The organism is Burkholderia sp. AU6039 (assembly GCF_002223365.1).
Classification (GTDB): domain Bacteria; phylum Pseudomonadota; class Gammaproteobacteria; order Burkholderiales; family Burkholderiaceae; genus Burkholderia.
Genome location: NZ_NKFK01000004.1, coordinates 1,049,110 through 1,072,607 on the forward strand (window position 1 = coordinate 1,049,110; position 23,498 = coordinate 1,072,607).

The following is a 23,498-nucleotide window of genomic DNA, read 5'->3' on the forward strand; positions in this document are numbered from 1 at the left end:
GCGCTGCAGGCCGTTACTCAACGAAGGAACTCTATGCAACTGGTCAAGACCGAACGAGACACCCTCCTCAGGCCGCTGCAAACGGTCAGCGGCATCGTCGAACGCCGCCATACGTTGCCGATCCTCGCCAACCTGCTGATCACCAAGAACGGCTCGGACGTTTCGTTCCTGTCGACCGACCTGGAGCTGCAGATCACCACGCGCGCCGATTTCGGCGTCGGCGGCGACCAGGTCGCGACCACCGTCGCGGCGCGCAAGCTGCTCGACATCCTGCGCGCGATGCCTGACGGCCAGGTCACGCTGTCGCTCGCCGACAAGCGCCTCACCGTTCAATCCGGCAAGAGCCGTTTCGCACTCCAGACGCTGGCGGCCGACGAGTTCCCGACCGTCGCGCAGGCGAAGGATTTCGGCGCCACGCTGACCGTCCCGCAGAAGTCGTTCCGCCAGCTGCTCGGCATGGTGCACTTCGCGATGGCGCAGCAGGACATCCGCTACTACCTGAACGGCATGCTGCTCGTCGTCGACGGCGACCAGCTGATGGCCGTGGCCACCGACGGCCACCGCCTCGCGTTCTCGTCGATGAAGCTCGAAGGCGGCACGTTCGGCCGCCAGGAAGTCATCGTGCCGCGCAAGACGATTCTCGAGCTGCAACGCCTGCTCGAAGACATCGACGACACCGTCACCATCGACATCGCGCAAACCCAGGCCAAGTTCACGTTCGGCCAGGTCGAGCTCGTGTCGAAACTCGTCGAGGGCAAGTTCCCCGACTTCCAGCGCGTGATCCCGAAGGCGCACAAGAACACGTTCGAAATCGGCCGTGAAGAGCTGCAGCGTTCGCTGCAACGCGCGGCGATCCTGACCTCGGACAAGTTCAAGGGCGTGCGCTGCATCATCGCGCCGGGCCAACTGAAGATCATGTCGACCAACGCCGATCAGGAAGAGGCGCAGGAAGAACTGGAAATCGCCTACCAGGGCGATACCGTCGACATCGGCTTCAACGTCACGTATCTGCTCGACGTGCTCGCGAATCTGAAGGTCGACACCGTGCAGGTGAGCCTCGGCGACGCCAGCTCGAGCGCGCTGATTACCGTGCCCGAGAACGACGAGTTCAAGTATGTCGTGATGCCGATGCGCATCTGACGCGCGCGACATCACGACACACACCAGGGGGCGGCAAGCCCCTTTGGCGTTTTTATGGCGAACCGACAACCCGTCCCTTTGGTGCCCTAACGGCGCCTCGGACGGGCCAGGAAAACTGGAGCGGCCCGGCGTTTTTGCAAGGAAACGCACCGCGCCGCCGCTTGAGTGGCCTCGCAGAACCGGAAGATATCCATGAGTGAACAGCACAATTCGCAACCCGATAACAGCAGCTACGGCGCCTCGTCGATCCAGATCCTCGAAGGTCTGGAAGCGGTGCGCAAGCGCCCCGGGATGTACATCGGCGACACGTCGGACGGCACCGGTCTGCACCACCTCGTGTTCGAGGTGCTCGACAACTCGATCGACGAAGCGTTGGCCGGGTACTGCAACGACATCCACGTGACGATTCACGCCGACAACTCGATTTCCGTGACCGACAACGGCCGCGGGATTCCGACCGACGTGAAGATGAACGACAAGCACGAGCCGAAGCGTAGCGCCGCGGAAATCGTGATGACCGAGCTGCACGCCGGCGGCAAGTTCGACCAGAACAGCTACAAGGTGTCCGGTGGCCTGCACGGCGTGGGTGTGTCGTGCGTGAACGCGCTGTCGAGCTGGCTGCGCCTCACGGTGCGCCGCGACGGCAAGAAGCGGTTCATGGAGTTCCATCGCGGCGTCGCGCAGGATCGCGTGCTCGAGATGGTCGATGGCGTGGAAGTGTCGCCGATGCTGGTGACGGGTGACACCGAGAACCGCGGTACCGAAGTGCACTTCATGGCCGATCCGACGATTTTCGGCACGGTTGAATATCACTACGACATCCTCGCGAAGCGGATGCGCGAGCTTTCGTTCCTGAACAACGGTGTGCGGATTCGCCTCACCGATCTGCGTTCGGGCAAGGAAGACGATTTCGCGTTCGCCGGTGGCGTGAAGGGCTTCGTCGAGTACATCAACAAGACGAAGACCAACCTGCACCCGACCGTTTTCTTCGCCAATGGCGAGAAGGATGGCGTGGGCGTCGAAGTCGCGATGCAGTGGAACGACAGCTACAACGAGAACGTGCTGTGCTTCACGAACAACATTCCGCAGCGGGATGGTGGCACGCACTTGACCGGCCTGCGCGCCGCGATGACGCGCGTCATCAACAAGTACATCACCGACAACGAAATCGCGAAGAAGGCGAAAGTCGAGACGACCGGCGACGACATGCGCGAAGGGCTGTCGTGCGTGCTGTCCGTGAAGGTGCCGGAGCCGAAGTTCAGCTCGCAGACGAAGGACAAGCTGGTTTCTTCCGAAGTTCGTGCGCCGGTTGAAGAAGTTGTGGCGAAGGCGCTGGAAGAGTTCCTGCTCGAAACGCCGATCGACGCGAAGATCATCTGCGGGAAGATCGTCGAAGCCGCGCGAGCGCGTGATGCTGCGCGGAAGGCGCGTGAGATGACGCGCCGCAAGGGCGTGCTCGACGGCGTCGGCCTGCCCGGCAAGCTCGCGGACTGCCAGGAGAAAGACCCGGCGAAGTGCGAAATCTACATCGTCGAGGGTGACTCGGCAGGTGGGTCGGCGAAGCAAGGGCGTGATCGGAAGTTCCAGGCAATCCTGCCGCTGCGCGGTAAGGTGCTGAACGTCGAGAAGGCGCGCTATGACAAGCTGCTGTCGTCGGAACAGATCGTCACGCTAGTGACCGCGCTTGGCTGCGGGATCGGCAAAGAGGATTACAACCTCGACAAGCTGCGCTATCACCGCATCATCATCATGACCGACGCGGACGTCGATGGTGCGCACATCCGGACGCTGCTGCTCACGTTCCTCTATCGCCAGATGCCGGACATGATCGAGCGCGGTTATGTGTATATCGCGCAGCCGCCGCTTTACAAGATCAAGGCGGGCAAGGACGAGCGGTATCTGAAGGATGACGTGGAGCTCAACGCGCACATGCTGCGGTTGGCGCTGCAAGGGTCGGAGCTGGTGCCGGGTGAGAACGCGGCGGCGATTTCCGGTGATGCGCTTGGCGAGCTGGCGCGGTCGTATCTGCTGTCGCAGAGCGTTATTGAACGCTTGAGCCGGTTGTATGACCCCGCCGCGCTGGAAGCGGTCATGGACGGGGTGGTGATCGATCTTTCCAATGAAGAGTCGACCGAGGCTTCGGCTAAGGCGCTGCACGCTGCGTTGCATGATGAAGCACTGAAGAACGAAGTGCGTGTGGTGCCTTCGTATGATCCGGTTCGCGAACAGCGGTCGCTGCATGTCGAGCGGACGCATCACGGCAACGTGCGGGTCTCGGTCATCGACCAGGAATTCCAGCACACGGCGGATTATCAGCAGCTCGTGACCACCGCGAATACGTTCAAGGGGCTTATTGGGGAAGGTGCTGTCATCAAGCGTGGTGAGCGCAGCATGGCTGTGACGAACTTCAAGAGCGCGATGAAGTGGCTGCTGGCGGATGCGGAGCGGAACGTTTCGAAGCAGCGGTATAAGGGGCTCGGCGAGATGAACCCCGAGCAGCTGTGGGAAACGACGATGGATCCGGCTGTGCGGCGACTGCTGCGCGTGCAGATCGAAGACGCGATTGCTGCGGATGGGATCTTTACTACCCTCATGGGCGATGACGTCGAGCCGCGGCGGGCGTTTATTGAGAGCAACGCGCTGCGGGCGGGGAATATTGACGTTTGATTTCTCTAGTAGACCGGACGAATCAGTGCGGGCTCCGCAATCCAGCACAGCTGAGGTCATAGAGCCTCTAGGTATGTACTGCGGCGACTGCATCGACTATCTCGACCTACGGGCTCTTAATCCGTAGGTCGAGTGTTCGGTCACTCACGCCCCACCAAACGAATTCGAGGGCTTAGCAGAAATGCTAGGCCCTTTTTTCGTTCAAAACCGGTTCAAATTCGGGGTTTGCCATAGATTTGCCATAGCTCGACACTCGGTCACACTGGCCATAACAATTTGACCATGCTGCGTAGATATACCCACCTGGCGGCGGAAAATCTCGCAGCGAAATTGGGCTAGCTCATCGCCTTCTCGTGTACAGCTCTCCATAGCTTGCAAGAAGGATGGAAAAAAGTGACGAGGCAATCGAATAGATTCGGCCAAACCCATCGGCGTGTGGGTTTAGTAACAGACTACAAAGCTGAACATTTCTTCATCAATCCCTTACCGCCACCCGAGTCGCCCCACCGTGCTGGGTGACCCGAGGTCTGCACCGAAGCTTGACGGCTCCCTTGGTGAACGACTCATCGGTGGCCTTACTTGACCAGACGTAGGCCTCCCCAGCTTTCAGGAGCGACATGCGTTCTGGCGTTAGGTTGCCAAGCGCTGCGTTGGCCTTCTGGATGTGCTTCAGCCAGGCGGGCGAGTTAAATTTGTGCATAATGATCTGGCTGGACAGCTCGATCAAACTCACCGGCACGGACGGCGGGTCTTGGCTCGCCACCATGATGCTCACGCCCTTGTGCCGCATCTCTCGCACTACCTCGATGAGTCCTGCAACCAGATCAGGACTCTCGATGTATTTGTGCGCTTCGTCGAACACAACCAGCTTGTTAAAGGTGCGCCCATCGATCCGTGCATCGGCAAACAACTGCAAGAGCACAACGAACAGCCCGAGCGCTTCGTCCTTCTCGATGAATTCGTCTCGGAGGTCCACGATGATCAGCCGACCAGGTTTCACAACATCGGTGAGTGCAGTGGCGTCATTGATGTACTCAGCGGCCAGGTCTAGGCGCATCCGAGCCAGCTCTTTCAGGTGATCAGGAACTGACGAAGCGTCAACGCCCTCACGCAAACCCTCAAGAGTGATGTCATCGCGCATCGCTTTCATGATGCGCATGATCTGGCGGATATAGGTAGCCTGATTGCCCACGGCCCCCATCAAGAATTTCCAGTGGGATGCCTTCAGCTCCGATGCAGAGAACTGCAAAGGCTGCACCTCGATATCGGGGTACTCGGTCTGCCGCTCTTCGACCTTGTCTGCTGGCACGAGGAGCAAGACATCAGCGAGAGCCTTCGGCTCCGCGCCATAGACTTCTTTCAGCGCCCGGACCTGGTTTTCCACAATGTTTGCACCCACCATCGACGTGAACTCTGGCTTGTAGTCCATGGTCGGGCTGTAGTGGAAGATTACCGTGGACAGCGGCTCGGGCAAGCAATTGATGCCAGGGATCGCCAGTGAGGCCATCTCTGCAACGCTGCCCAAGGTGTAGCTCTTGCCGCCGCCCTGAACACCGAACAAACTGATGGTATGGGTTTGATTGAGGTCTAGCGCTACCTTGCGCCCTGATACCTCACCAAGCAGACCGTACTGTGGCGTTGCCCCTGTCACGCCAAGCATGATGTCGTACACAACACGGCTATTGGAAGTCGCATCTTCCTGTGACCGAAAACCAGCAACAGAGCCGTCCTCAGCTGCGGGCACTTCTGTAACCTCAGCTGATAGTGGCATTTGCGTCGCGATAGAACCGGGAACCGGTTCGCCCGCTGACGATGGCGTTGGTTCAGTGATGGCGATTGGAGGCTGAGCGACTGTAACCGACAGAGGGGTTGCCTGCAGTGCGGGGGTAGGCTGAAGCTCGCGCGCCTCCACACTACGAATGTCTTCAGACCGCTGGTACGTAAATCGTGGGCTGTCGTCCCATGCGAGCGTTCGATCGCGAGGCGTGCTGACGAATGCTGCCGTCTCAAATGTGGGAACGGCCGGGGCCAACTCCCTGCGACGAAGCAGTTCCTGGGTTACCTCTCGTGCCGTGGCGGTGGAGCGAGCGGAATGGACGCTGGCCATCGTTTCGGTGTCAGTCACGGCTGACTCCACCAACTGCCGGATCAGATCACTACCGATACGGTAGAACTCGATGCCGTTTTCATGCTCGGCTGGTTCAGTACCCGGTGTGCTGAAGTCAAACACCACGGCGCTTCGCGTGAACTTCAGGGTATAGGGGCGCGCATCAAGGCGTCTCAGGAAGTAGTGCGCCTCTTCGGCGGCGTCTGGCCAGACGACGCCATAGCGCTCCGATCGATCCAGATAAAAGCCCAGCAGTGCAGCAAGATCGCGATTCTTAATGGGGCGGTCAGGACGATCCACTTCCGCCACCCTAGGGTCGAAGTGGTGGGCCAGGACGCGCTCGGACTGAGAGATCTGATCAGCGATGGACGCCTTCAACTGCGCATAGGCAGCCACGTCGCCCACTTGGCTGTAGCACTTGACTTCGACCAGCCGGCACGTCATCACACGGTTTGCTGGGTCGAGGTCGAACAGAGCAAGGTCAGTCCGGCGGAAGCAGACTTCATCGCCCATTTCCTCTGCACTCTGCTTCAGCGCCTTATACAACTCCAAGTGCGCATCCAACGGCACGACGACTTGGTTCTGGAACACACCCTGGTGTTCGAGGAACAAGCGCGAGAGCGCCAAGCCCATCGCCTCGGCCCGCTGAGAAGAAGAGGACAACAGCTTCAAGGCCAACCGTCCGGACAGTGACCGAAGCTGATCCAGCATCACCAAGGCATGTCGGCCCGTATTGGGCAGTCCGTACTCACCTAAGATGGGGGTCAGCAAAGACTCAAGCTCCGCAACAGATCGCGAAGTGATCGCCAAGCGGTGGCTCATCGCGTTCGCCATATCGGGCGAGTGGTCGATCAGATAGTCCGGCCGCGTGGCATGCCGCCGATGGTCAAAGAACTCGATCCCCAAGTTCCGATCAATCGTGAGTACCCAGTCACTGACCTCGTGCACCTGATGGAGCATGGCGCGCTCATCAGCGGACAAGCTCAACGCAACCACAGGACGTGCATGCGGCAAATATTGACTGCGTGCAACCGTCGCCACGGCGACCGAAACGGCGCGGGAGATGCTCCCCATGAGGTCGGATAAAGCCTCAGCGCCCTCCAGAGCTTGTGCGACACCATGAAGCGGCCGACGCAGCCAAGTGATGGACTGCTCGTCCTCCAGATAGTCCACTTCGAAGGGCTGAACCAGTCCATGGACAAAAGAGGAGTCATCACTGTCATGAACATCAACTGCTCGGATTTCCTCTGCCGGGAACAGGTCAAACAAGAAGGCGAGGTGCGCCGCATGCAAATCCGGGTCGTCGCGGAATTCCTTGATCGCGCGGATGGCCAATCGCAACTTTGGGTGCAGATGACTGCTGGTCGGCGTCGAGAACGCGTCTGCCTCTTTAGCACTGGTTCCCGAGTCTGGCGACAAGAGTTCCAGCAACGCCTCCCCTGTAGATGGCTCTGCCGGATCAAGCACGAAGAGCCGAATGTCGTAACGCAGATCGGCAAACTCAGGACGCCGCTGAAGTGCCAGCAGGACCTCCGCCAATGCCCCCGCGCGTCCTGCGTTAAAGGCATTGATCGTCAGCGTCTCAACATACGGGTGCTGGACCAGATAACGCTGCACGCGCGCGGCAAGGTAAGCACTATCGATGGTCGCACCGCCGATGGCTGGCTCCGGCAGGCCTAGGGCGGCACACACCTCTCCAATCAGGCCACGAGGGTCTTTCTCATCGGTCGCTGCGTATAAGGACCAGAACGAGTTGATGTTGTCCACAGCCAGCGCTGTCCGTCCCAGCTCTTCGCCGAAGGGAACGACCGGAGGAAATGCCGCTGGCGCCAGCTGCTTGATCACCGCGTCACGTGTGGGGACCACGAACTCCTTGCTGCTAGACCGGCTCTGCTCCATCCAGGCCTGTCCGAGATGGCTCCAGGCGACATGCCAATTGGCACGCAACGGATGCGTTGGCCCCAGCAGGACAGCGTCTCGTCGCCTGCCTTGATAGTCTTCCATCACGAGGGCAACTGAATCGATGGTGAGCGCGCACCGAAGCTCATCCATAGCCTGCCGCGAAATGGTCGCATCCGTAGAGCTGGCACGTGCAAGCACTGCATCAATCCAAGCCAGGTAGGCGGAGGCGTAGTTTTGGGCCGGCTCCTGAAGGGACAGAAGGTCGCTGGCCTGCATGATTAGCCGCTGGTCGCCCTTCAGTACGGCGGCGAAGAACGCCCCTCGTGCCTCTCGGAACCGAGCAACCTCGTCCGAGACTGGCCACCGGAACGACGTCGTGGATCGTGTGGCAACACCAGAAGCACAGATCGAAAGCCTCAGGCGGTTAAGGCTTTCGGGATCTTCAAGAAATGCCCGCTCCAGGTTGGCCAACAGGCTGGACACCAAGACATTCGCCTTTCCCTCCTTCCCGAGGCGAATCTCCAAGATCTCGCCGCTGGCTGTGGCCTTGCTGCTGCGTTCCACCCACCCACAGCCGGTCACAGTAACGGCACCGGGATCGCGATCCTGGGCGACGGCCGCAAAACGTGCACGCAGCAACGCGTGCATCAAGCTCGCCTCGCGCGGGACAGCCCGCTGCGGTGGTTCTACCTCGACCTCATCGTCAGTGACCACGTAGAAGAGATCACTTTCGTTGGGACTGGCGTGCGTCTCCGACGCGTCACTGTTGAACCGGACAGGGTTGCCTTCACCGTCCGCGAGCGGAATGCGATCACCGTCTTCGGTCTCCGCATACACACGCACACAGTGCCAGCCTTCCTCCCAATCGATCTTGCCAATCGAAGAGAAAGCGATCGCGCCAGAGTCTGTTCCCTTGGTCCAAGCGGCCTTACGCCGACGCAAGCCGATCGGCCCGTTGTCGCGCGACACGACCTCCGCCACGAACCGGGACAGCCCCTCGACCTTGGAAGGAACCGGGTCAACACGGAAAGAGACACTGAACTTCTTGAGCCCGGTTTTCGAGATGGGTAGTACCTTTTGCCCAATCAACTCGGCCAATCGAGGGTCTTCGTTGTCGTCCTTTACCACTGGCAGGTCGGGCAGCGCGACATCGCCGATGTAGATGGCGTCCGGGTTGACGCCGCCGTCCTCAAACAACCATTTGTTGAACGCAAGAGGCCAATTCACACGGTCGCGAACAACCGCTTGAGTCCACTCGCGGGGATTCGACGTGCCGACCCGTGAAAAAAACTCGCCCAGCTGCTTGCGGAACGAGGGGGCCAGCAAACCCAACTCAAGGGCGCGAACGCGCTCCGTCTTGGTAGACCAAGTGATGCGCTCGACGCACTCCCGGTTGCGCGCCACCCGCGCGGGTGCGCGCTCAGCCTGCTGGAACAGCTCAAAATCCGGTACCAGAGCCAGCTCAAACAGAGCGGCCCCCATGGCATCAGGATCAAACTCATTGACCTGGCAGGTGAGCAGATACCGCGCCACGGCGGCATCGTCGGCATACCGCCAACGTGAGTCACGCCGCCGCAACTCGCTCAAGCAGGCCTCTACGGCCACACGCAAATTGGCAGGAACCTGGGCGACCAACTGCGCGTTCAGTTCCGCATAGGCGCCGTCGATCGGGACCTCTTCAAATGTCGCAACACCGAAGGAATCTTCCGCCGAGGCGCGCAGATCGTTCGGCACGAACACCAGCAGCGGGGGCCGAAGCTCATCGTTTGGAAGCGGGTTCCGCAACTCCACCAGCTTGGTGCTGCTGACAGCCATGTCCGGCGCCATCGATCGCAAGCTGTCGTCCGCCAACACCACGACGTTCGCAGACGGCACGGCAGCCCGCAGGCCACCTGCCAATCGAATCATCAGCTCCCGATCCAAGTCGGTGACCCGCATGCAATGTCCAAGGTCGCGGGCTGCGAGCAGCTGTGAGAGCCTTGGCAGTAGGACTGACTCCAATGCGGCGCTCAGTTCTTGATTCGTGAGTTCACGCAGTCCTTGGCTCATGCGCGCGCTCCTTCGTTTCGTTCTGCAATCGTGTAGCGCGGCACCACTGTCTGGGTCACGTAGGCATCAGACAGATCTCGATAGAAGCCAATCTCGCGCAGGCGTCCTGTAAATGCCTGCACATTGCCACGCAAGGCTTTTCGTTCGTCGATGGTCGGTGCGCTGAAGCCCTCACCGGGCGGCAATTGGTCGATGTAAAGCCCATAGCGCTCGCGCAAGAACGACAGCAGGTCATCGATCCGCATCTCCTCGGTGAAGTAGCCCTGATCACCACCTGGCCGCAACACAGCGATCTGCAGCAGCACCTCTAGCAGGCGGCTCTCCAACGCAAATCGCCGAGGTGCGTTTCGCGCGCGGGTTTGCGCAAGCAGCGCCCCCGACTTGTTCTTCAACATCGTCGCGTCCAACGACTCGATGATGTACTTCCGGTGGAAGGCACCACGCAGAGCCACCAGAATCTCGATGTAGGTCTCGAAGTCCGAGAGCCCCATCTTTGTGATGGCCTCGACCTCTGCGTCCAAACCCGCATCACCTTCGGACAAGGATTCCAGCAGCCCGGCCAGACGTTCACCGAAGAACTTGTCTCGCTCTTCCGCGAACGGCTCGACTTGCAGACCGTACAGTTCTCCGACCGAGAACACGGCATTCAAGGGACGGATCAGCTTACCTCTCCGAACCAGGTGCTCTGAGAATTCGTCCAGCTTCTTTGCTACGAAGTACGCCCGCACAAAGCCAGGAATGCGCCGGTAGTAACCATCTGCGCTGCGCTCAGCCAGCGGTGCGGTTGCGGACTCCGCACTACCCGACAGGTCAACGAACAGACCAAGCTTGTAAGGGCAGTCACCCTGAGGTTCGCGTTGCTCGCGTGGTTTCATGGGGCACGCCGATTCAGCGCACAGCGAGTTCGCGCCCTCCAGCTTCTGCCAGGCGGGCAGCAGCTTCAGCAAGCGAAGGTGGTACAGCGCCAAGTGGAATGACAGCAGCACCTTCAGATACTCCACCATGACCGAGCGCGGCATGAAGGGCTTGTAGAACAACAGTCGCTGGATGTCCTCTGCCATCAGATCGGCCGAGCCGATGCACACTGGCGCGAACCGATCTCCACCTGCACGCGTGTCCGCCGTGTCCTTCCGCTGAGACAAGAAGTGCAGCAGCGTCGCTGTCTCGATGTCCGTCAGGGCCTTGTCGTTCAGCTCACGCGTGAGCTTATCGAACCCGTCGAAGAAGAAACCCTTGAGATGCTCGATGGCCTTGTGGCCGGCAAGGTGGCGCGCATGGTGCAGCATTTGATAGAGATGCTGGGCCGCGCCATAGTCACGCGAGTGCTTCGGATTGCGGAAGCGATAGGTATAGCCATGCAAAGGCCGAGGTCCAGCCACGGCAGCGTTCTTTTTCCCCCGGTTCACGATGTCCATCAGGTGCGTTTCCACCCAACGCTCCACCATATCTCGGTGCTGCGTGAAACCCAAGAACTTGTCGCTGGCATCGAGGATGTCATCGACGAACTTGTCCACGGTCAGCTCTCGCTTGTCTCGGAAAACGCTCGGATAGCCCCCGTGCTCCAGGCGCTCAAACAGGCCCGTGAGCACCCGATCCATCTCGATGGTCTTGAAGTCGAGATAGCTGATCTTCGGGAGTCGGAACTCCCTGTCCTTTTTCTGCAATGCCATCAGTTCCCCCTGGCGCCGCTCTCGGCGGCTTCTTCTTGGCGTGCGCCCGTCACCGGCCCCTGCAGCAAACGCATCTCCACCCGGCCATCGTCATGGCGGGTCAAGCGGTAGAAGTCGTGCCCCGTGGTTGTCAGCAGAATTTCGCGGTAAGGCTGCGCGTTGAGGCTGTTCTTGAACACGCCAAGACAGAGATAGAAGCCCTGCATCTCTTCAACGCTAGGCCGGTAGCCTTCATTCAGGCGCACCAGCATTTCGAATACGTCGAGGTTGATGATCAGCTCGCTACTGATGGCACCTGCGCCTTGGCCTTGGTACTTCAGCAGCAAACCTGTCGGCAGGTGTTCAACGAAGCGTGCCTTGGCCGCAAAGTCTTGCACCTGTAGCCCAAAGCCTTCGACAGGGAAAAGCCGGTAGCTCCGGACCGTACCGTGTTCGACCTGCCGCAACTGTAAGGCTAAGCTGGCTCCCAGTCGCTCCGGGTGCTGCAGACCCTCCCCTCGGTTGATGGCATGCAGGATTTCGCCGGTGAGCTCGTCAATAGGCATTTCGCCTCGAACAATCTCCACCATGCGCTTGGCGGAGCGATAGGGCAGCATCTTTTCCCAGCTGGCATCACGCCGCTCGAAGAAGTGCTTGCGGCGTGCCATGGCCACATACTCCCGGTGCTTGAGTGCCCGCTGGCGGACTGATGAGTCAGAGACGCCACGCGGGAGGTCGCCGAACAGGCGCTTCAACACCTCGAAGTCAAATTGCCCCCGTCGCTCGAAACGAAACAGGGCGCGGTCATCGGGCTGCACGAAGTCTAGCCCTCGGTCAAAGCGGGGGTCTTCCTGCTTACCTACATCCAGATCGCTCAGCAGCGTCAGCAGCCGGTCTGATGTGGCTGGCCCACCACCCATCCAGCTGTTGAAGTAGAAGCTCCGTGCCACGTCATCATGCTTGCCCGCCAAGTAGAGCACATGAATCTCGCTGCAGTCTCGGTTGCCAATCAGCATGAACGAGAGCGCCGAACGCAGGTCGCGCATCGTGATGTGCAAGCGCCCGCGCAAGTGCGCCATCGTGTAAAGCGTCTTGAGGCGTTCCAGCAGGCGCGGACCGGCGATCTCATCCTGGAAGCTGCGCGCGTTGTGCAATGCGTAGCAGCTGTCCTTCAAATCACAATGCTCACAAGCGGCCCAGTTCTCGGGGCGGACAATACTTCGCAGCGAGCGCTCCAGAATCGATCCGCCTTCCGCATCGGCCACAACGCTGCGTAGATTCAGGTTCACCACCACCACGCCAGACTCAGCTTCCCCGGTTGCGAATGCACGCCGAACCAGGGCGGTGAGTGCGCAGAAGTCCCGTTCATACGCGGCGAGAAAGTCCACCAGGCGACCCTCATTGATCGCAATCAGTCTCGTCTCTTGTGGCTTCCAAGTCGCCGCATCGTTGCCTTTGAACGGGGCCAGGAAATCCAGCAGCACCTGGTTATTGTCCTTGTTGCCCTCGTCTTGGCTACCGTCGTAGTTGATCAGGTAGCGCTTGCCATCCAGGCTCAGCTCGCTGCCGTTTGCCAAACCGCGATTGACTGCCCCGCCTCGGGCTTCGACTTCTTTCTCAAGTCGTTGTAAGAAGGCAGTCTTGCCGTCACCAGCGTTGCCCGTGATCAGCACGAGCCGGAACTCCCCCCACAACACAGCGGGCAACAAGGCACGGTCCAGCGCTGTATCCACGTAGGCAGAGAATCCAAGCGCGTCCATCCCCCGCGTACCGGCATTGCTACGGCGGCTTTGGCTGTAGAGCGTCAGCAGGTGCGAAACGAATGCATTGGAGTTGGGCGCAGATTCGGCCAAGGCGGCCTGCCCGTTGCTCACCGCCTTTGCCATGGTCGTCAACCTGACGGTTTGAATACGCCGCGCATGGCGAACTCCTGCCAGGGCATCCCGGAAATCAACAGCCGTGTGGAAGCGCTCAGCCCTGCGCGGAGCAATCGCCTTGAGCACCACGTTCACGAGCTCCGGCGCCAAGTCGGCAAAGCCCGATAGCTCGCGCGGGTCGGGCGCAGGCTTGTTGACGGGCGGCTCGGTCGTCTCCCACGGATAGCGAGCCGTCAATGCCTCATACAAAGTCAGGCCCAGCGCATACAGATCACGGTCCGCCCGCTCGCCGTTGTGCGGAATGACCTCAGGGTCAAAGTCCGGTGGGAGATAGCGTCGCGAGCCCCCACCGCGCGACTCTTTGTCGTCGACACGCACCGACACATTGAAGTCGATGATCTTGGCCCCCTTCTGCGTCCACAGGAGGTTGCGTGGCTTGATGTCGCAGTGATGGAAGCCCTGCGCATGCAGGTGCACCAGACCCTCAATCACCTGCTTGCCCAGCTCCAGCGCATCCTCGGGGGACAGCAGGCGGTCATGGATCATGTCGCCTACATCGGCCCCTTCCACATACTCGAACACCAAAAAGGGGATGTCACGCCCTGGGATCACGTCCGCATCCAGCACACGCACCACGTGTGGGTGCTCGGGGATGTGCACCAGGTGGCGATACTCCTTCTTCAGGCGCTCCAGGGTCGAATGCCGGTCACTGACGATGAGCTTCACCGTACGCGCTACATCACCCAAGGTATCGATCACCTTGTAGACCACACCAAAGCTGCCTCGTCCCAGCTTCTTTTCAACGATGAACTTATGGGTCAGGCGGTAACCTGCCGCCAAGTTCAGGTAGTCAGTTTGGGCGTCATTTGCTTCAACCGCCTCGGGCTTCGGCACATCAATAGGCTGGTTTACCGGTTGCGCCACGGGCTGCAGCAAGGCATTCAATGCGGCCAGCGCAGCCGATGCAGTCAGCCGTTGGTGCTCGTCAAATGCGCACAGGCTCTGCAACCATGTATCAAAAGCTTCGTTCAACTCCGGCCGCAGTGCAGAGGGCTTGTTGAGAAACTCGCCGGCCCGATCCCACACCGTGGTTGGCTCGCCCGCAAATGGGCGCTCTCCGGTGAAAAGTTCGTAGAGAATGACCCCTGCAGAGAAGATGTCCGATGCGCTCGATGCGGCCCCCGGCTCCCTGAACGCCTCGGGTGCCACATAAGCCTTCTCCACCAGATCAACAATGTCCGTCGCAATCGTCAGGCTGCGGTCCGCTCCGGGCTTTGCGAAATCAAAGTCGGTGATGCGTGTGGTGCCATCTTGGCCAATCAAGATCGCGCCCGGCGTCAGGTTGCGATGCACCACACCGTGGTGGTGAGCATGGGCCAAGGCCGCCAACAGGTCTTTGGCCACGCGCCACTTTTGGTCCAGTGTCAGCGCCAACTGCGGCCGGGCCATGTGCACGGTCAGCGCTTGGCCCGGCGCATCGTCCAGGATCAGGATGAACGACTTGTCGTCATCGGTCGGGAAGAAATCCCGCGCCGCCACGATGTTGGGGTGCAGTTGCAGCTTGGACAGCGCCCGGTAGGCATTGGCAACGCGGTTGACCTGAGCCTTGCGCACATCTTCCGGTTGATAGGGATCCGCCTGATACACCCGCAGGCGGGCCGTACCACCCGCGAACGCGTTCTCAGCGCGGAACTCGGTGTAGGCCTCTGCCGCCCCGAGCTTTTCTTTCACCTCCCAGTGCCCGAAGCGCTGCACGGATGAGGCGGGCTTAACCACCTTCAAGGCATGCAAGATCAAGCCCTGCTGCTGCAAGATGTTCTTGGAAAAGCGCGCAGGGATACGCGTGGCATCCTTGAAGTAGCGCTCTGTGTCCTTCAGCTTCACCACCCGATCTGCGTCAAGCTGCTCGCGGTCGTTCAGGTGTGCATCGGGCGCGGTGAGCAGGATGGCGGCATCCACATAGATGTCGTCCAACTCATGCCGCCCCGGATTGGCTTGGGTCACCAAGCCCTTCACGGTGCGGGCGTGGCCGCGCAACTTGCCGAGCGGCGAAGGATAGGGCGCGCGCCCCTCGGGGTACCACTTGTTGCCGTACACGTCGATGGTGCCGCGCGTGCCCTTCACGTCGATCAGGTAAAGGGCGTGCGGTGTCAGCAACGCGATGTCGATCTCGAAGCGCTCGCCCTGCCGCTCGATCTCGAAGTTGTGAAGCAGGACGAAACTGTCTGGCAAGCGATCCCGCAGGTAAGCGATGGCGCTGCGCTCTGCATCGTTGACCGGCTGGCCAACTGGGATCAGTTTGGCCATCACTGCGCTCCCTGAATTAGCGACTCAACAATTTCCCGAGCATCCAGTTCCAATTGCAGTGCCTCATCCCGAGCAGCCACAGCGGACAGCACTTGGTCGGCAATATCCATTTCTTTCTCTGGTGTCAAACGAGGAACCAAAACGGTTTTGATGCCGGCCACATCAAAATGTGGAATAGACCCTCCATAGGTCAAGCAGGAGATTTGCCGATATGCCAAGAGCGAGTTTAGGAATCCGTATAGATAAGCCGCCTTGTGTCGATCTTTTACGATCAGGCGCACAAGCATGTGTGTGGTCGTTGCCTTATCAAGATGCCTGCCTACCCAAACTGGGCGCCCTGTAAGTCCTCCCTCTTGCCCAAACGCCTGAACCAAAATCATCCCCTCTTTGAGAGTGACCTGATCAAACAGCTTCGTCGCTTTCGAGAGGTAACCTTTCGGCTCGGGCTCATTCCAGTAAAGGCTGTAGCCGGTGAAGTAAGGGGCCGCGAATTCAGGGCTATCCACATGAATTCGCTTGAAAATTCCAGGCAGGAAGACGTCATCGCACCATGTGTCTATCGAGGCATGCGGTGCCATGGCTAGCGTCCGTCTAATTTGAACGGCGCGAGGGTTGTGATACTCGGCGTCCATCCTAAGGCGCAGTTCGTCGTTATTAACTGACGAGACAGAAACGCTGGGCCGCTCCTGCAGATCAAGACCGGGAAAGAGATCATCAAACTCCCTCGCTACTAACTGAAGGCTTTTTGCTGCGTGCCCTCGTAGTTCAGCAGCCAGGGTCACTTTCGAATGAACTTCCAGCTCTTTGGATTCGTCAAACCTCGGCACATCTAAGGTGGCGATATGCTCGGGCTCAATGTGCTGAATGATTGCGCCGTAGGTTCCTGCAACAACGAGAGGCACTCCGTACTTACTAGTAAGGAATGCATACAAGTAGCCCTCCGGGATACGTTGTGGATTGGGCACAACCTTCAGAACATCTTGAGAAGACCAAATTCCATCCATATCTGGCCGGACGAAGGTCATGCGGCCAATCGTTCCAGAACAAGAAATTAAGGTTGTCCCGGGAGTCAATCGCAGATAGGACAAGCGTGAAGACTCAGCGTCCTTCTTTCGCAGCATCGGCAACTTACTCAGATCCGCAAGTAACATGGCACCGCTGCTGATGAATGGCACGCCGTACTTAGAAGACTCTACGTAGTTGCGCTTAAACATCGGGCCGTTAAAGATTCCGCCTGCATGTCCCGAAGTGAGGGTATGCAATGAATCTTTGCGAACTTTCAGTTTTCGCAACGTGTCTCGAGCCTCTAGAGCACCGGACATGTATGGGTTGCAGTCCAACCGCCGACCACCTTGTTCCAGCCAGTCGGAACGAACGATGCGCGCATTCTTAAAACTCGCGAAGATCATGCGGGTACCTCTGCAGGGAACCATGCCAGCAACGCAGCGTACATCTCTGAAAAGGCCGCATCGGTGCACCCCTTAATCGAGATGTGTTCAGCCAACCTCTGATAGATCGCAGAGGAACGCGGCTGCCGAGTTTGTTTCAGCACCCATTCGGCGGTCTCCTTTGGTCGCGGCGGTTTGGGCATGCCTGCCGGCCAAAGACCGTTATCAGCCAGCAACTGACGCAGCGACTTATTGCCCTTGTAACGAAGTATATCTGCTACTTGTGGCTTGTCCTGCCACAGCCAGTTTTCCAACTCGGGCTCAACAGCGATCACCTTGACCGCATCCTCGGTCCAGCCACTGGTCACCAGATTGGCCGTGATGTGGGTAACGATAGCTACTTTGCCTGGTGAGCCTTCCCACTCGCAGTCCAACACAACAAGGGCGCGATGGTGGCTGTTCTGGTAGGGACGCAACAACTCGTGGCCCTTGGTGTAGACACCAGGGTCGTTGCCGCCTTCGTCCACCAGCAAGTCTGCGCCGACATCGGTGTTGATTTCGAAGGACGCACAGCCAAGACTCAGATGCCAGCCATCGCGTTTGAAATAGCCACGGAAGGTGGCCGCCATATTGCTGTCGGCTACCAAGATTACGCAGGGGCGCTTGTTTATCATCCCAGCACCCCCGCTGCAAACAGACTGCCTAGATCGATGCCACCACGCCACTCTTGAAGACGAGGATGGTCCGTCCCGGCGACCATCTCCACGCCACCTTCGCTGGCAAGACGCGCGCACAGCAACTGATCCAGCTTGGCGCGTGCCAGCACCACCGACGAATGCGATGACACCCAGACCTGGCTGTCGTACATGGATGAGAGCGATTGCAGGACCGCTTCAATGGCGCGCGGATGGATTCCGTTCTCTGGCTCCTCGGTCACCAAGATGGCCGGTTGCTTGCTAAGGTAAGGCAGCAGCGTCAGCGTGAGGATGCGCAGGGTACCATCCGACAAGCCTGGGGACGGCACTTTGAAGTCGCCCTTGTAGCTGACCACGAAGTAGGCGTGATGGTCGTCCTCACGTTCACGTACTTCGATGTCAACGACCTGCGGCAGTGCGGTTTGCACGTGAGCAATCCAGTCGGCATAGCGTTCGCTGCGATAGTTGGCGGGAGCACCTTCGGGAGCCCCCTCGCGCTTCAGGTCCAGTGCGAGCCAGGGGATATTGCGGCCGTTGGCGGTGATGACCTTGGGCTGCCCTGGCGGGCTGGCTTGGCGCATGGCCGACCAGTTGGGCTCTAGGAACACCGCATCAGTGGTGAGCAAGCTGTGCAACCACCGAGCAGCGGGGTAACCCGCCTCGGACTCGAACAGTACGCGCGGCATTGCCAGCAGCGTTTCTGGCAAGCCCACCTTGACGGCTTTGGCGTGCGGCGTTTCGGGCTTGAATTCCGACTCGTAGCCAATCTCGCGCTTGAGCGTGAGGTGCCAGTGCTTCTTGTTCGCTGCCGTTGCGCCGTGAAAACCCGCCTGTCGGCGGTCTGGCCCATCGGCCTCGGGGAAGAGGAAGAGGTATTCGTAGGCCACCAGCAGCGATTGATCTGCACCGATGCGCAGGCCGATCTCATAGCGAATGTGGGTCGGCCACTGACGGCGGTCTTCCTGCAAGGCTTGGCGTGAGCGCTCCGTGCGTTTGCTGGCAAACAAGCCCTCAAGCACTTTCGATTGCACGGCCTCCGGCAGGCGGGCTTCAACAGCCAGCGAAAAATCACTTCCGCGCCCGGCAAACACCAGTTCGTTCAGGCTGCCCGCGCGCGACGGCAGCTCAGGGCGGCGCTCCATGAACGGGGCGACCACATTGTTGGCACGCATCAAATCGCCCAAGAGAACAGTCAGATCGAGCAAGGTGGTCTTACCAGAGCCATTGGCCCCAACGAGGACACGAAAGTCACCGACATCGACGCCCAGGCGTTCAAAGCAGCGATAACGCGTTGCTTCGAGTCGCGTGATCATTTGCTTGGCTCCGGATGTTGGGCGCGGAACTCGGCATACGCCTTGGCGATTTCGGGCAGATCGTCGTCGAGGATGCGCTCCTTGCGGTGCAACGTGCGCACTTGCATGCCACCACCAATGCGGACCTTCTCTTCATGGCTGACATCTACTAGGATTTCTTCGCCGTCAGGGTGGCGCTTGTAGAGCGTATTGCCACGACGGTCGAAGCCCACCTTCTCGGCTACGGCCATGAAGACTGGGTAGTCCTTCTTCTGACCTAGGTCTTCTGCCTGGATCACTTCCGCCGGCTTGCGCTTCAGGAACAGCAAGCTGGTCAGGATGTTGACGTTGGCCTCCACGATGAAGGACTCCACCGGCAGGTCGATGCTGGCCAGCACCCAGCAGTGGCGAAGAATCCAGTAGCGGATATACTCATCGCCGGGGTTGCCCAAGATGCCATCGGGCAAAACGATGCCTGCACGTCCACCCGGCTTAAGCCACTTGACGCAGCGCTCGATGAACAGCACCTCCGGCGATACCGCAGGCTTGATGGCGTTGGTCATCACAAAGCCATCGCCTTGCCGTTCCCAGCGGCGGGCCAGCTCGTACTGCTCCAGGATGGTCTTTTCCGTGACCGGAATGTCTGAGCCGAACGGCGGGTTGGTCATTAAGACATCAATCGTGCCGAGCGGGATGGCTGCCTTCGCGGCAGGCACACCAGGCAGGTGGCCTATCGGAAACTCCAGCGAGTTCATGTGATACAGGTGGCCCAGCGAATTGCCGGCCATCATCACGTTCATCTGTGCGGCGCGAACCAGGAAGGGGTCGAAGTCGGCACCAAACAGGTTGTTGGCAGCGAAGTTGGCCAGTCGGTCTCGGATGGAGACGAACTCTTCTGTGTTCTCGTCGCCCGCCTTGATGCGCTTCTCTTCGTGGAAGACCTTGTTCAGGTAGTTCAAGGTCTCGACCAGGAAGCCACCGGTACCGCAGGATGAATCGAGCACGCGCTCATGCTCCTTTGGAGCCAGCATCTTGACCACGAGGCTGATGGCACCTCGCGGTGTGAAGTACTGGCCGCGATCTCCGCGCAGGTTGGTGCCAACGATTTCTTGGTAGGCCGTGCCTTTAGCATCCACATCGGTGCGGCCAAAGTCGTATCGAGCCAGCTCTGAAACGATGAAGGCCAGGGCTCGGTCGGACAGGGTGACCTCTTCGTTGCCCTTGAACAGACCGTCGTACTTCTTCTTCACCGCCTCAAAAAGCGGCTTGATGCGCAGGCGGATTTGCTCCCGGCCGGCAGCTTCAAACGGCTCGAATGGCCCCACCCAGAAACGACGCGCGTCGTTGGGCTGCTGTTCGTCGTACATCTTGCAGAAGATGAGGTACAAAAACTGCCAGAAGGCAGCGTCCTTGGGCATGCCTTCGTTGCCGTGGATGTAGTTGTGACAACGGCGGAAGGCCGTGCGCAGCATGACCGGATCGGCGCGGCGCAGACGGCCCATAGAGCGGCCTTCAATGCTGAAGGTGTCGTCACCCAGAGGCCAGTCACCGATGGGCTTGAACTTGGTGTCGAAGCGGGTGACCTCTTTCTTAAAGAAGAAGAACTCCAGGCCATTGGTCCACAGGCCGTAGTCGCAGCTCTCGACTTCGGCCATCACGGTTTCCAGCACCTCGAATTCTTTGCGCGCCTCTTCCGGGTCGCGCATACGATAGGCGCCCTTGGTGCCGAGCTTGGGCTCTTTCTCAACCGCCACGGCGCGGTAGAGGTTGTCCACCGTGTGCGGTTGGCCGGGCTTGAAGATTGCGATGTCGAGCTTGCGGTTCTTGCCCAGCACCTTGACCTTGAAATCAGGCTCCATGTCTTCGGCAGCGATGCCGTACTCATGAATGATGGCGCGAGCAATGCGCTGGCGGACTTGCTCCTTGTCGCCGTCCTTCACCGGGTTGCCGGTGATGTAGTCAAAGACCTTGCCCTCTTCGAGTACGCTCTCGGGCGCTTGGCCTTCTTGGTCGAGGTCACTCATGTCGTTGTTGTCCTGTGCGGAGCGCTGCTTAGGCATTGCGCGGCCCCTTGTCGTCAAAGTCATCACTGCCGGCAGCGGCACCGCCCTCCCGCACCCAAGCGTCCACGTCTTCCTTCTTGAACTTCCAGAAGCGCCCGACCTTGTGCCCCGGCATGCCTTTGGAGGTCACCCAAGTGTAGATGGTGTCTTTAGCCACACCGAGGTAATCGGCGATTTCATCGACGGAGAGCCAGCGGTCGTCCATGTCTGCACCCAAACAGAAATGCACCGCCAGAATAGCGGCAACTGAACACAGTTTATGCCATTTTTAGCTAATTTAATAGGATTTAATTGGCTTTAATTGGGTTTATCTCGGCTAAAATCATTTGACAAGGATCAAGCCCGCTCAAACCGTGCTTCGCCTCAGGCACTAGAACTCGGGCGTCGTGACTTCCTCGATCCCCTTTGCAAAAGCTTCCCAACAGTCGTGCTGTCCAAGGGACAGCTGTCGTGAATCGAAGTCGTCACCTTTGCTATGGCCCAGAATTCATCTACCCACTCGTTTATCCCGCCTGGCTCGCGCAAAACCAAGCGTTAGGGTAAGTTTGACCTGCGGCCAAAGCCAGCGAGCATAGCCCGTTGGGTTGACGTCATACGCAACGCTAATCCCACCTCTCGGTCCGCTCGATCGCAATCCCGAAATAGCCCGATCACGCTGCCGAAACGGCCGGTCACGTCGGTGAAATGTATGCGCCCAGCGAGCAAACCCATCGGGGTAAATTGTAGTCAATCAAGCGACCACGGGTGTCCAACGATCCGGCAGAAGCGCGCGATGTCGTTGGCGCGGTAGGTCGGCAGGCGATCGAGCACGTCTTTCAGATAGACGTAGGGATGAGCTCAGGATCGTGGCCGTTGAGCTGCGCCGATCGAATCAAGCACATGATCGCGGCGGCCCGCTTCCTGGCGATACAGCGGCAAGTGGTCGCCGGACTTGGGGACCAGCACCTGTGCGAGCAATCCGGTGGTGGGAATGCCCTTGTCGATCACATGCGGAGCAACGGGCGCGTGAATCAGCGTCTCGCACGCCTTGCAGGCCCACTTGCCGCGGATGCGCCCCTCGACGGTGAACACGCCCGGCGTATAGTCCAGCTTCTCACCGAGTCCTCGCCGATACGCACGCGCCGGCAGCCGCAGGAGCACGTGATGTCGTCGGGTTCGTGGTAGTTGTCAGTGCGCGGCAGGTGCGGCGGCGGCGCACGCTTGGGCTGCTGCGGTTGCTTGTCCGCAGGCGTTGGCCGTAACTGCTCCAGCTCGCTTTCGAGGGCGGCCAGGTTCGGCGTCGATGGCCTCGTTGAGCAGGCTCATCTCTGCGCATCTCCCGTTCGGCTATTCGATAACAAAACCGATTTATGAGATGCGCCACGAATTTGACTATCCGTGGCTCGCGATAGAGAAGATCGCTTCGCTAGAAATCGCGAAAGAGAAAGAAAGCTGAAGTAAGAGCAAAGCAGTAAAAGCGCGGGCCGCATGGGCTGCCACCCATACGACCCGCCGACCACAACCAACTCAAACCAGGAGTCGGAAATGGCTAACGCCAATCATAAGTCACGCCCTGTCGTAACGGAACGCTTCACCACTGTTCAAGAGTCAGCACGCCATCATTCCTTGTCTAGGGTCTCCGTGCAATCAGAGCGCACCGGAAACTGAACACGACGTATTTCCCGTGGATCAAATTGGCGGGAGTATGGCTTGAGGATGCGGGATTCGAGGTAGGAGAACGCGTACGAGTGACTGTCGAGGACAAGCGGCTCATCATCACGCCGATGTGATCGGCGCATTGCCCGTGGTGGGCGTCGCAAGTCACCACCGCTCAGGTAGCTCAGTACCCGATACTCTGCACCGTTAGTAACTGTGACAAGCGACGATTACCCTGGAAATGCAGCGGGCCGGCCACTCAGGTCCGCTGCCGTGTAGCCTTTCAGCACGAGCTACAACCCATGCCAGGCGCACCAAACATTTTCGTCGCTCCAATGCAAAAACCCCCGCCTTTCGGGCGGGGGTTCTTGGCTTAGGGAGCCTGACGATTACCTACTTTCACACGGGAATCCGCACTATCATCGGCGTAGAGTCGTTTCACGGTCCTGTTCGGGATGGGAAGGGGTGGGACCGACTCGCTATGGTCATCAGGCAAAGAGGGTTGTCACGTTGCTTCGCAACGCGACCAATCTGGGAAGAAGCAGTAATCTTGAGTTGTGTGTATCACACACGAGAATCCAACCGTCCGACGCGCTCTGTAGCGCGAGACAGACTTGTTATAGGATCAAGCCTTACGGGCAATTAGTATCAGTTAGCTGAACGCATTACTGCGCTTACACACCTGACCTATCAACGTCCTGGTCTCGAACGACCCTTCAAGGGGATC

General features: G+C 59.3%; 11 protein-coding genes, 2 rRNA genes and 1 pseudogene. 3 read left to right on the forward strand and 11 right to left on the reverse strand.

From position 1 onward, the window contains the following. Positions 1 to 33: 33 nt before the first annotated feature. Both dnaN and gyrB read left to right on the forward strand, forming a co-directional pair. A complete protein-coding gene (gene dnaN / locus CFB39_RS17640; protein WP_039364632.1) occupies positions 34 to 1,140 on the forward strand; it encodes a DNA polymerase III subunit beta in 1,107 nt (368 codons plus the stop codon). Between the two features lie 192 nt (positions 1,141 to 1,332). Continuing rightward, complete coding sequence (gene gyrB, locus CFB39_RS17645) at positions 1,333 to 3,807, forward strand: DNA topoisomerase (ATP-hydrolyzing) subunit B (RefSeq protein ID WP_089473776.1); 2,475 nt, start codon at positions 1,333 to 1,335, stop codon at positions 3,805 to 3,807. Positions 3,808 to 4,282: 475 nt separating this feature from the next. On the opposite strand, the gene CFB39_RS17650 is transcribed toward gyrB, so the two are convergent. The 9 genes and pseudogenes from CFB39_RS17650 to CFB39_RS17690 all read right to left on the reverse strand — a co-directional run. Next, positions 4,283 to 9,865, reverse strand: coding sequence for an ATP-binding protein (locus CFB39_RS17650; protein ID WP_089473777.1), 5,583 nt, complete (start codon positions 9,863 to 9,865; stop codon positions 4,283 to 4,285). Continuing rightward, positions 9,862 to 11,535, reverse strand: a complete 1,674-nt coding sequence (locus CFB39_RS17655) for a hypothetical protein (RefSeq protein WP_089473778.1) — start codon at positions 11,533 to 11,535, stop codon at positions 9,862 to 9,864. The genes CFB39_RS17650 and CFB39_RS17655 overlap by 4 nt, the downstream gene beginning before the upstream one ends. Further along, complete coding sequence (locus CFB39_RS17660) at positions 11,535 to 15,698, reverse strand: protein kinase (RefSeq protein WP_089473779.1); 4,164 nt, start codon at positions 15,696 to 15,698, stop codon at positions 11,535 to 11,537. Before CFB39_RS17660 ends, CFB39_RS17655 begins: the two co-directional genes overlap by 1 nt. Further along, positions 15,698 to 17,107: a restriction endonuclease subunit S gene (locus CFB39_RS17665; protein ID WP_144030268.1), complete on the reverse strand. Its 1,410-nt coding sequence runs from the start codon at positions 17,105 to 17,107 to the stop codon at positions 15,698 to 15,700. The genes CFB39_RS17660 and CFB39_RS17665 overlap by 1 nt, the downstream gene beginning before the upstream one ends. Beyond that, entirely contained in the window at positions 17,104 to 17,715 is a 612-nt protein-coding gene (locus tag CFB39_RS17670) for a hypothetical protein (protein ID WP_144030269.1), read from the reverse strand. The genes CFB39_RS17665 and CFB39_RS17670 overlap by 4 nt, the downstream gene beginning before the upstream one ends. Positions 17,716 to 17,756: 41 nt before the next feature. Next, a complete protein-coding gene (locus tag CFB39_RS17675; protein ID WP_089473782.1) occupies positions 17,757 to 19,094 on the reverse strand; it encodes an AAA family ATPase in 1,338 nt (445 codons plus the stop codon). Then, entirely contained in the window at positions 19,091 to 21,097 is a 2,007-nt protein-coding gene (locus CFB39_RS17680) for an N-6 DNA methylase (RefSeq protein ID WP_089473812.1), read from the reverse strand. The genes CFB39_RS17675 and CFB39_RS17680 overlap by 4 nt, the downstream gene beginning before the upstream one ends. Positions 21,098 to 21,125: 28 nt before the next feature. Continuing rightward, entirely contained in the window at positions 21,126 to 21,341 is a 216-nt protein-coding gene (locus CFB39_RS17685; RefSeq protein WP_089473783.1) for a helix-turn-helix domain-containing protein, read from the reverse strand. A 692-nt stretch (positions 21,342 to 22,033) separates the two neighbouring features. After that, positions 22,034 to 22,444, reverse strand: a pseudogene (locus CFB39_RS17690) (IS66 family transposase zinc-finger binding domain-containing protein); the annotation flags it as partial. A 365-nt stretch (positions 22,445 to 22,809) separates the two neighbouring features. On the opposite strand from CFB39_RS17690, the gene CFB39_RS40840 reads away from it, so the two are divergent. Next, entirely contained in the window at positions 22,810 to 22,905 is a 96-nt protein-coding gene (locus tag CFB39_RS40840) for a type I toxin-antitoxin system SymE family toxin (protein ID WP_256991409.1), read from the forward strand. 246 nt (positions 22,906 to 23,151) lie between these two features. Here CFB39_RS40840 and rrf read toward each other — a convergent pair. Continuing rightward, positions 23,152 to 23,264 (reverse strand): 5S ribosomal RNA (gene rrf, locus CFB39_RS17700). 128 nt (positions 23,265 to 23,392) lie between these two features. Continuing rightward, positions 23,393 to 23,498, reverse strand: a 23S ribosomal RNA gene (locus tag CFB39_RS17705); the annotation flags it as partial.

Excerpts from the sequence above, each read along its gene's own strand:
- CFB39_RS17680 (WP_089473812.1), bottom strand. The coding sequence starts at position 21,097 with ATGAGTGACCTCGACCAAGAAGGCCAAGCGCCCGAGAGCGTACTCGAA.
- CFB39_RS17655 (WP_089473778.1), bottom strand. The coding sequence starts at position 11,535 with ATGGCATTGCAGAAAAAGGACAGGGAGTTCCGACTCCCGAAGATCAGC.
- CFB39_RS17660 (WP_089473779.1), bottom strand. The coding sequence starts at position 15,698 with ATGGCCAAACTGATCCCAGTTGGCCAGCCGGTCAACGATGCAGAGCGC.
- CFB39_RS17665 (WP_144030268.1), bottom strand. The coding sequence starts at position 17,107 with ATGATCTTCGCGAGTTTTAAGAATGCGCGCATCGTTCGTTCCGACTGG.
- dnaN (WP_039364632.1), top strand. The coding sequence starts at position 34 with ATGCAACTGGTCAAGACCGAACGAGACACCCTCCTCAGGCCGCTGCAA.
- CFB39_RS17685 (WP_089473783.1), bottom strand. The coding sequence starts at position 21,341 with ATGGACGACCGCTGGCTCTCCGTCGATGAAATCGCCGATTACCTCGGT.
- CFB39_RS17670 (WP_144030269.1), bottom strand. The coding sequence starts at position 17,715 with ATGGCGGCCACCTTCCGTGGCTATTTCAAACGCGATGGCTGGCATCTG.
- gyrB (WP_089473776.1), top strand. The coding sequence starts at position 1,333 with ATGAGTGAACAGCACAATTCGCAACCCGATAACAGCAGCTACGGCGCC.
- CFB39_RS17675 (WP_089473782.1), bottom strand. The coding sequence starts at position 19,094 with ATGATCACGCGACTCGAAGCAACGCGTTATCGCTGCTTTGAACGCCTG.
- CFB39_RS17650 (WP_089473777.1), bottom strand. The coding sequence starts at position 9,865 with ATGAGCCAAGGACTGCGTGAACTCACGAATCAAGAACTGAGCGCCGCA.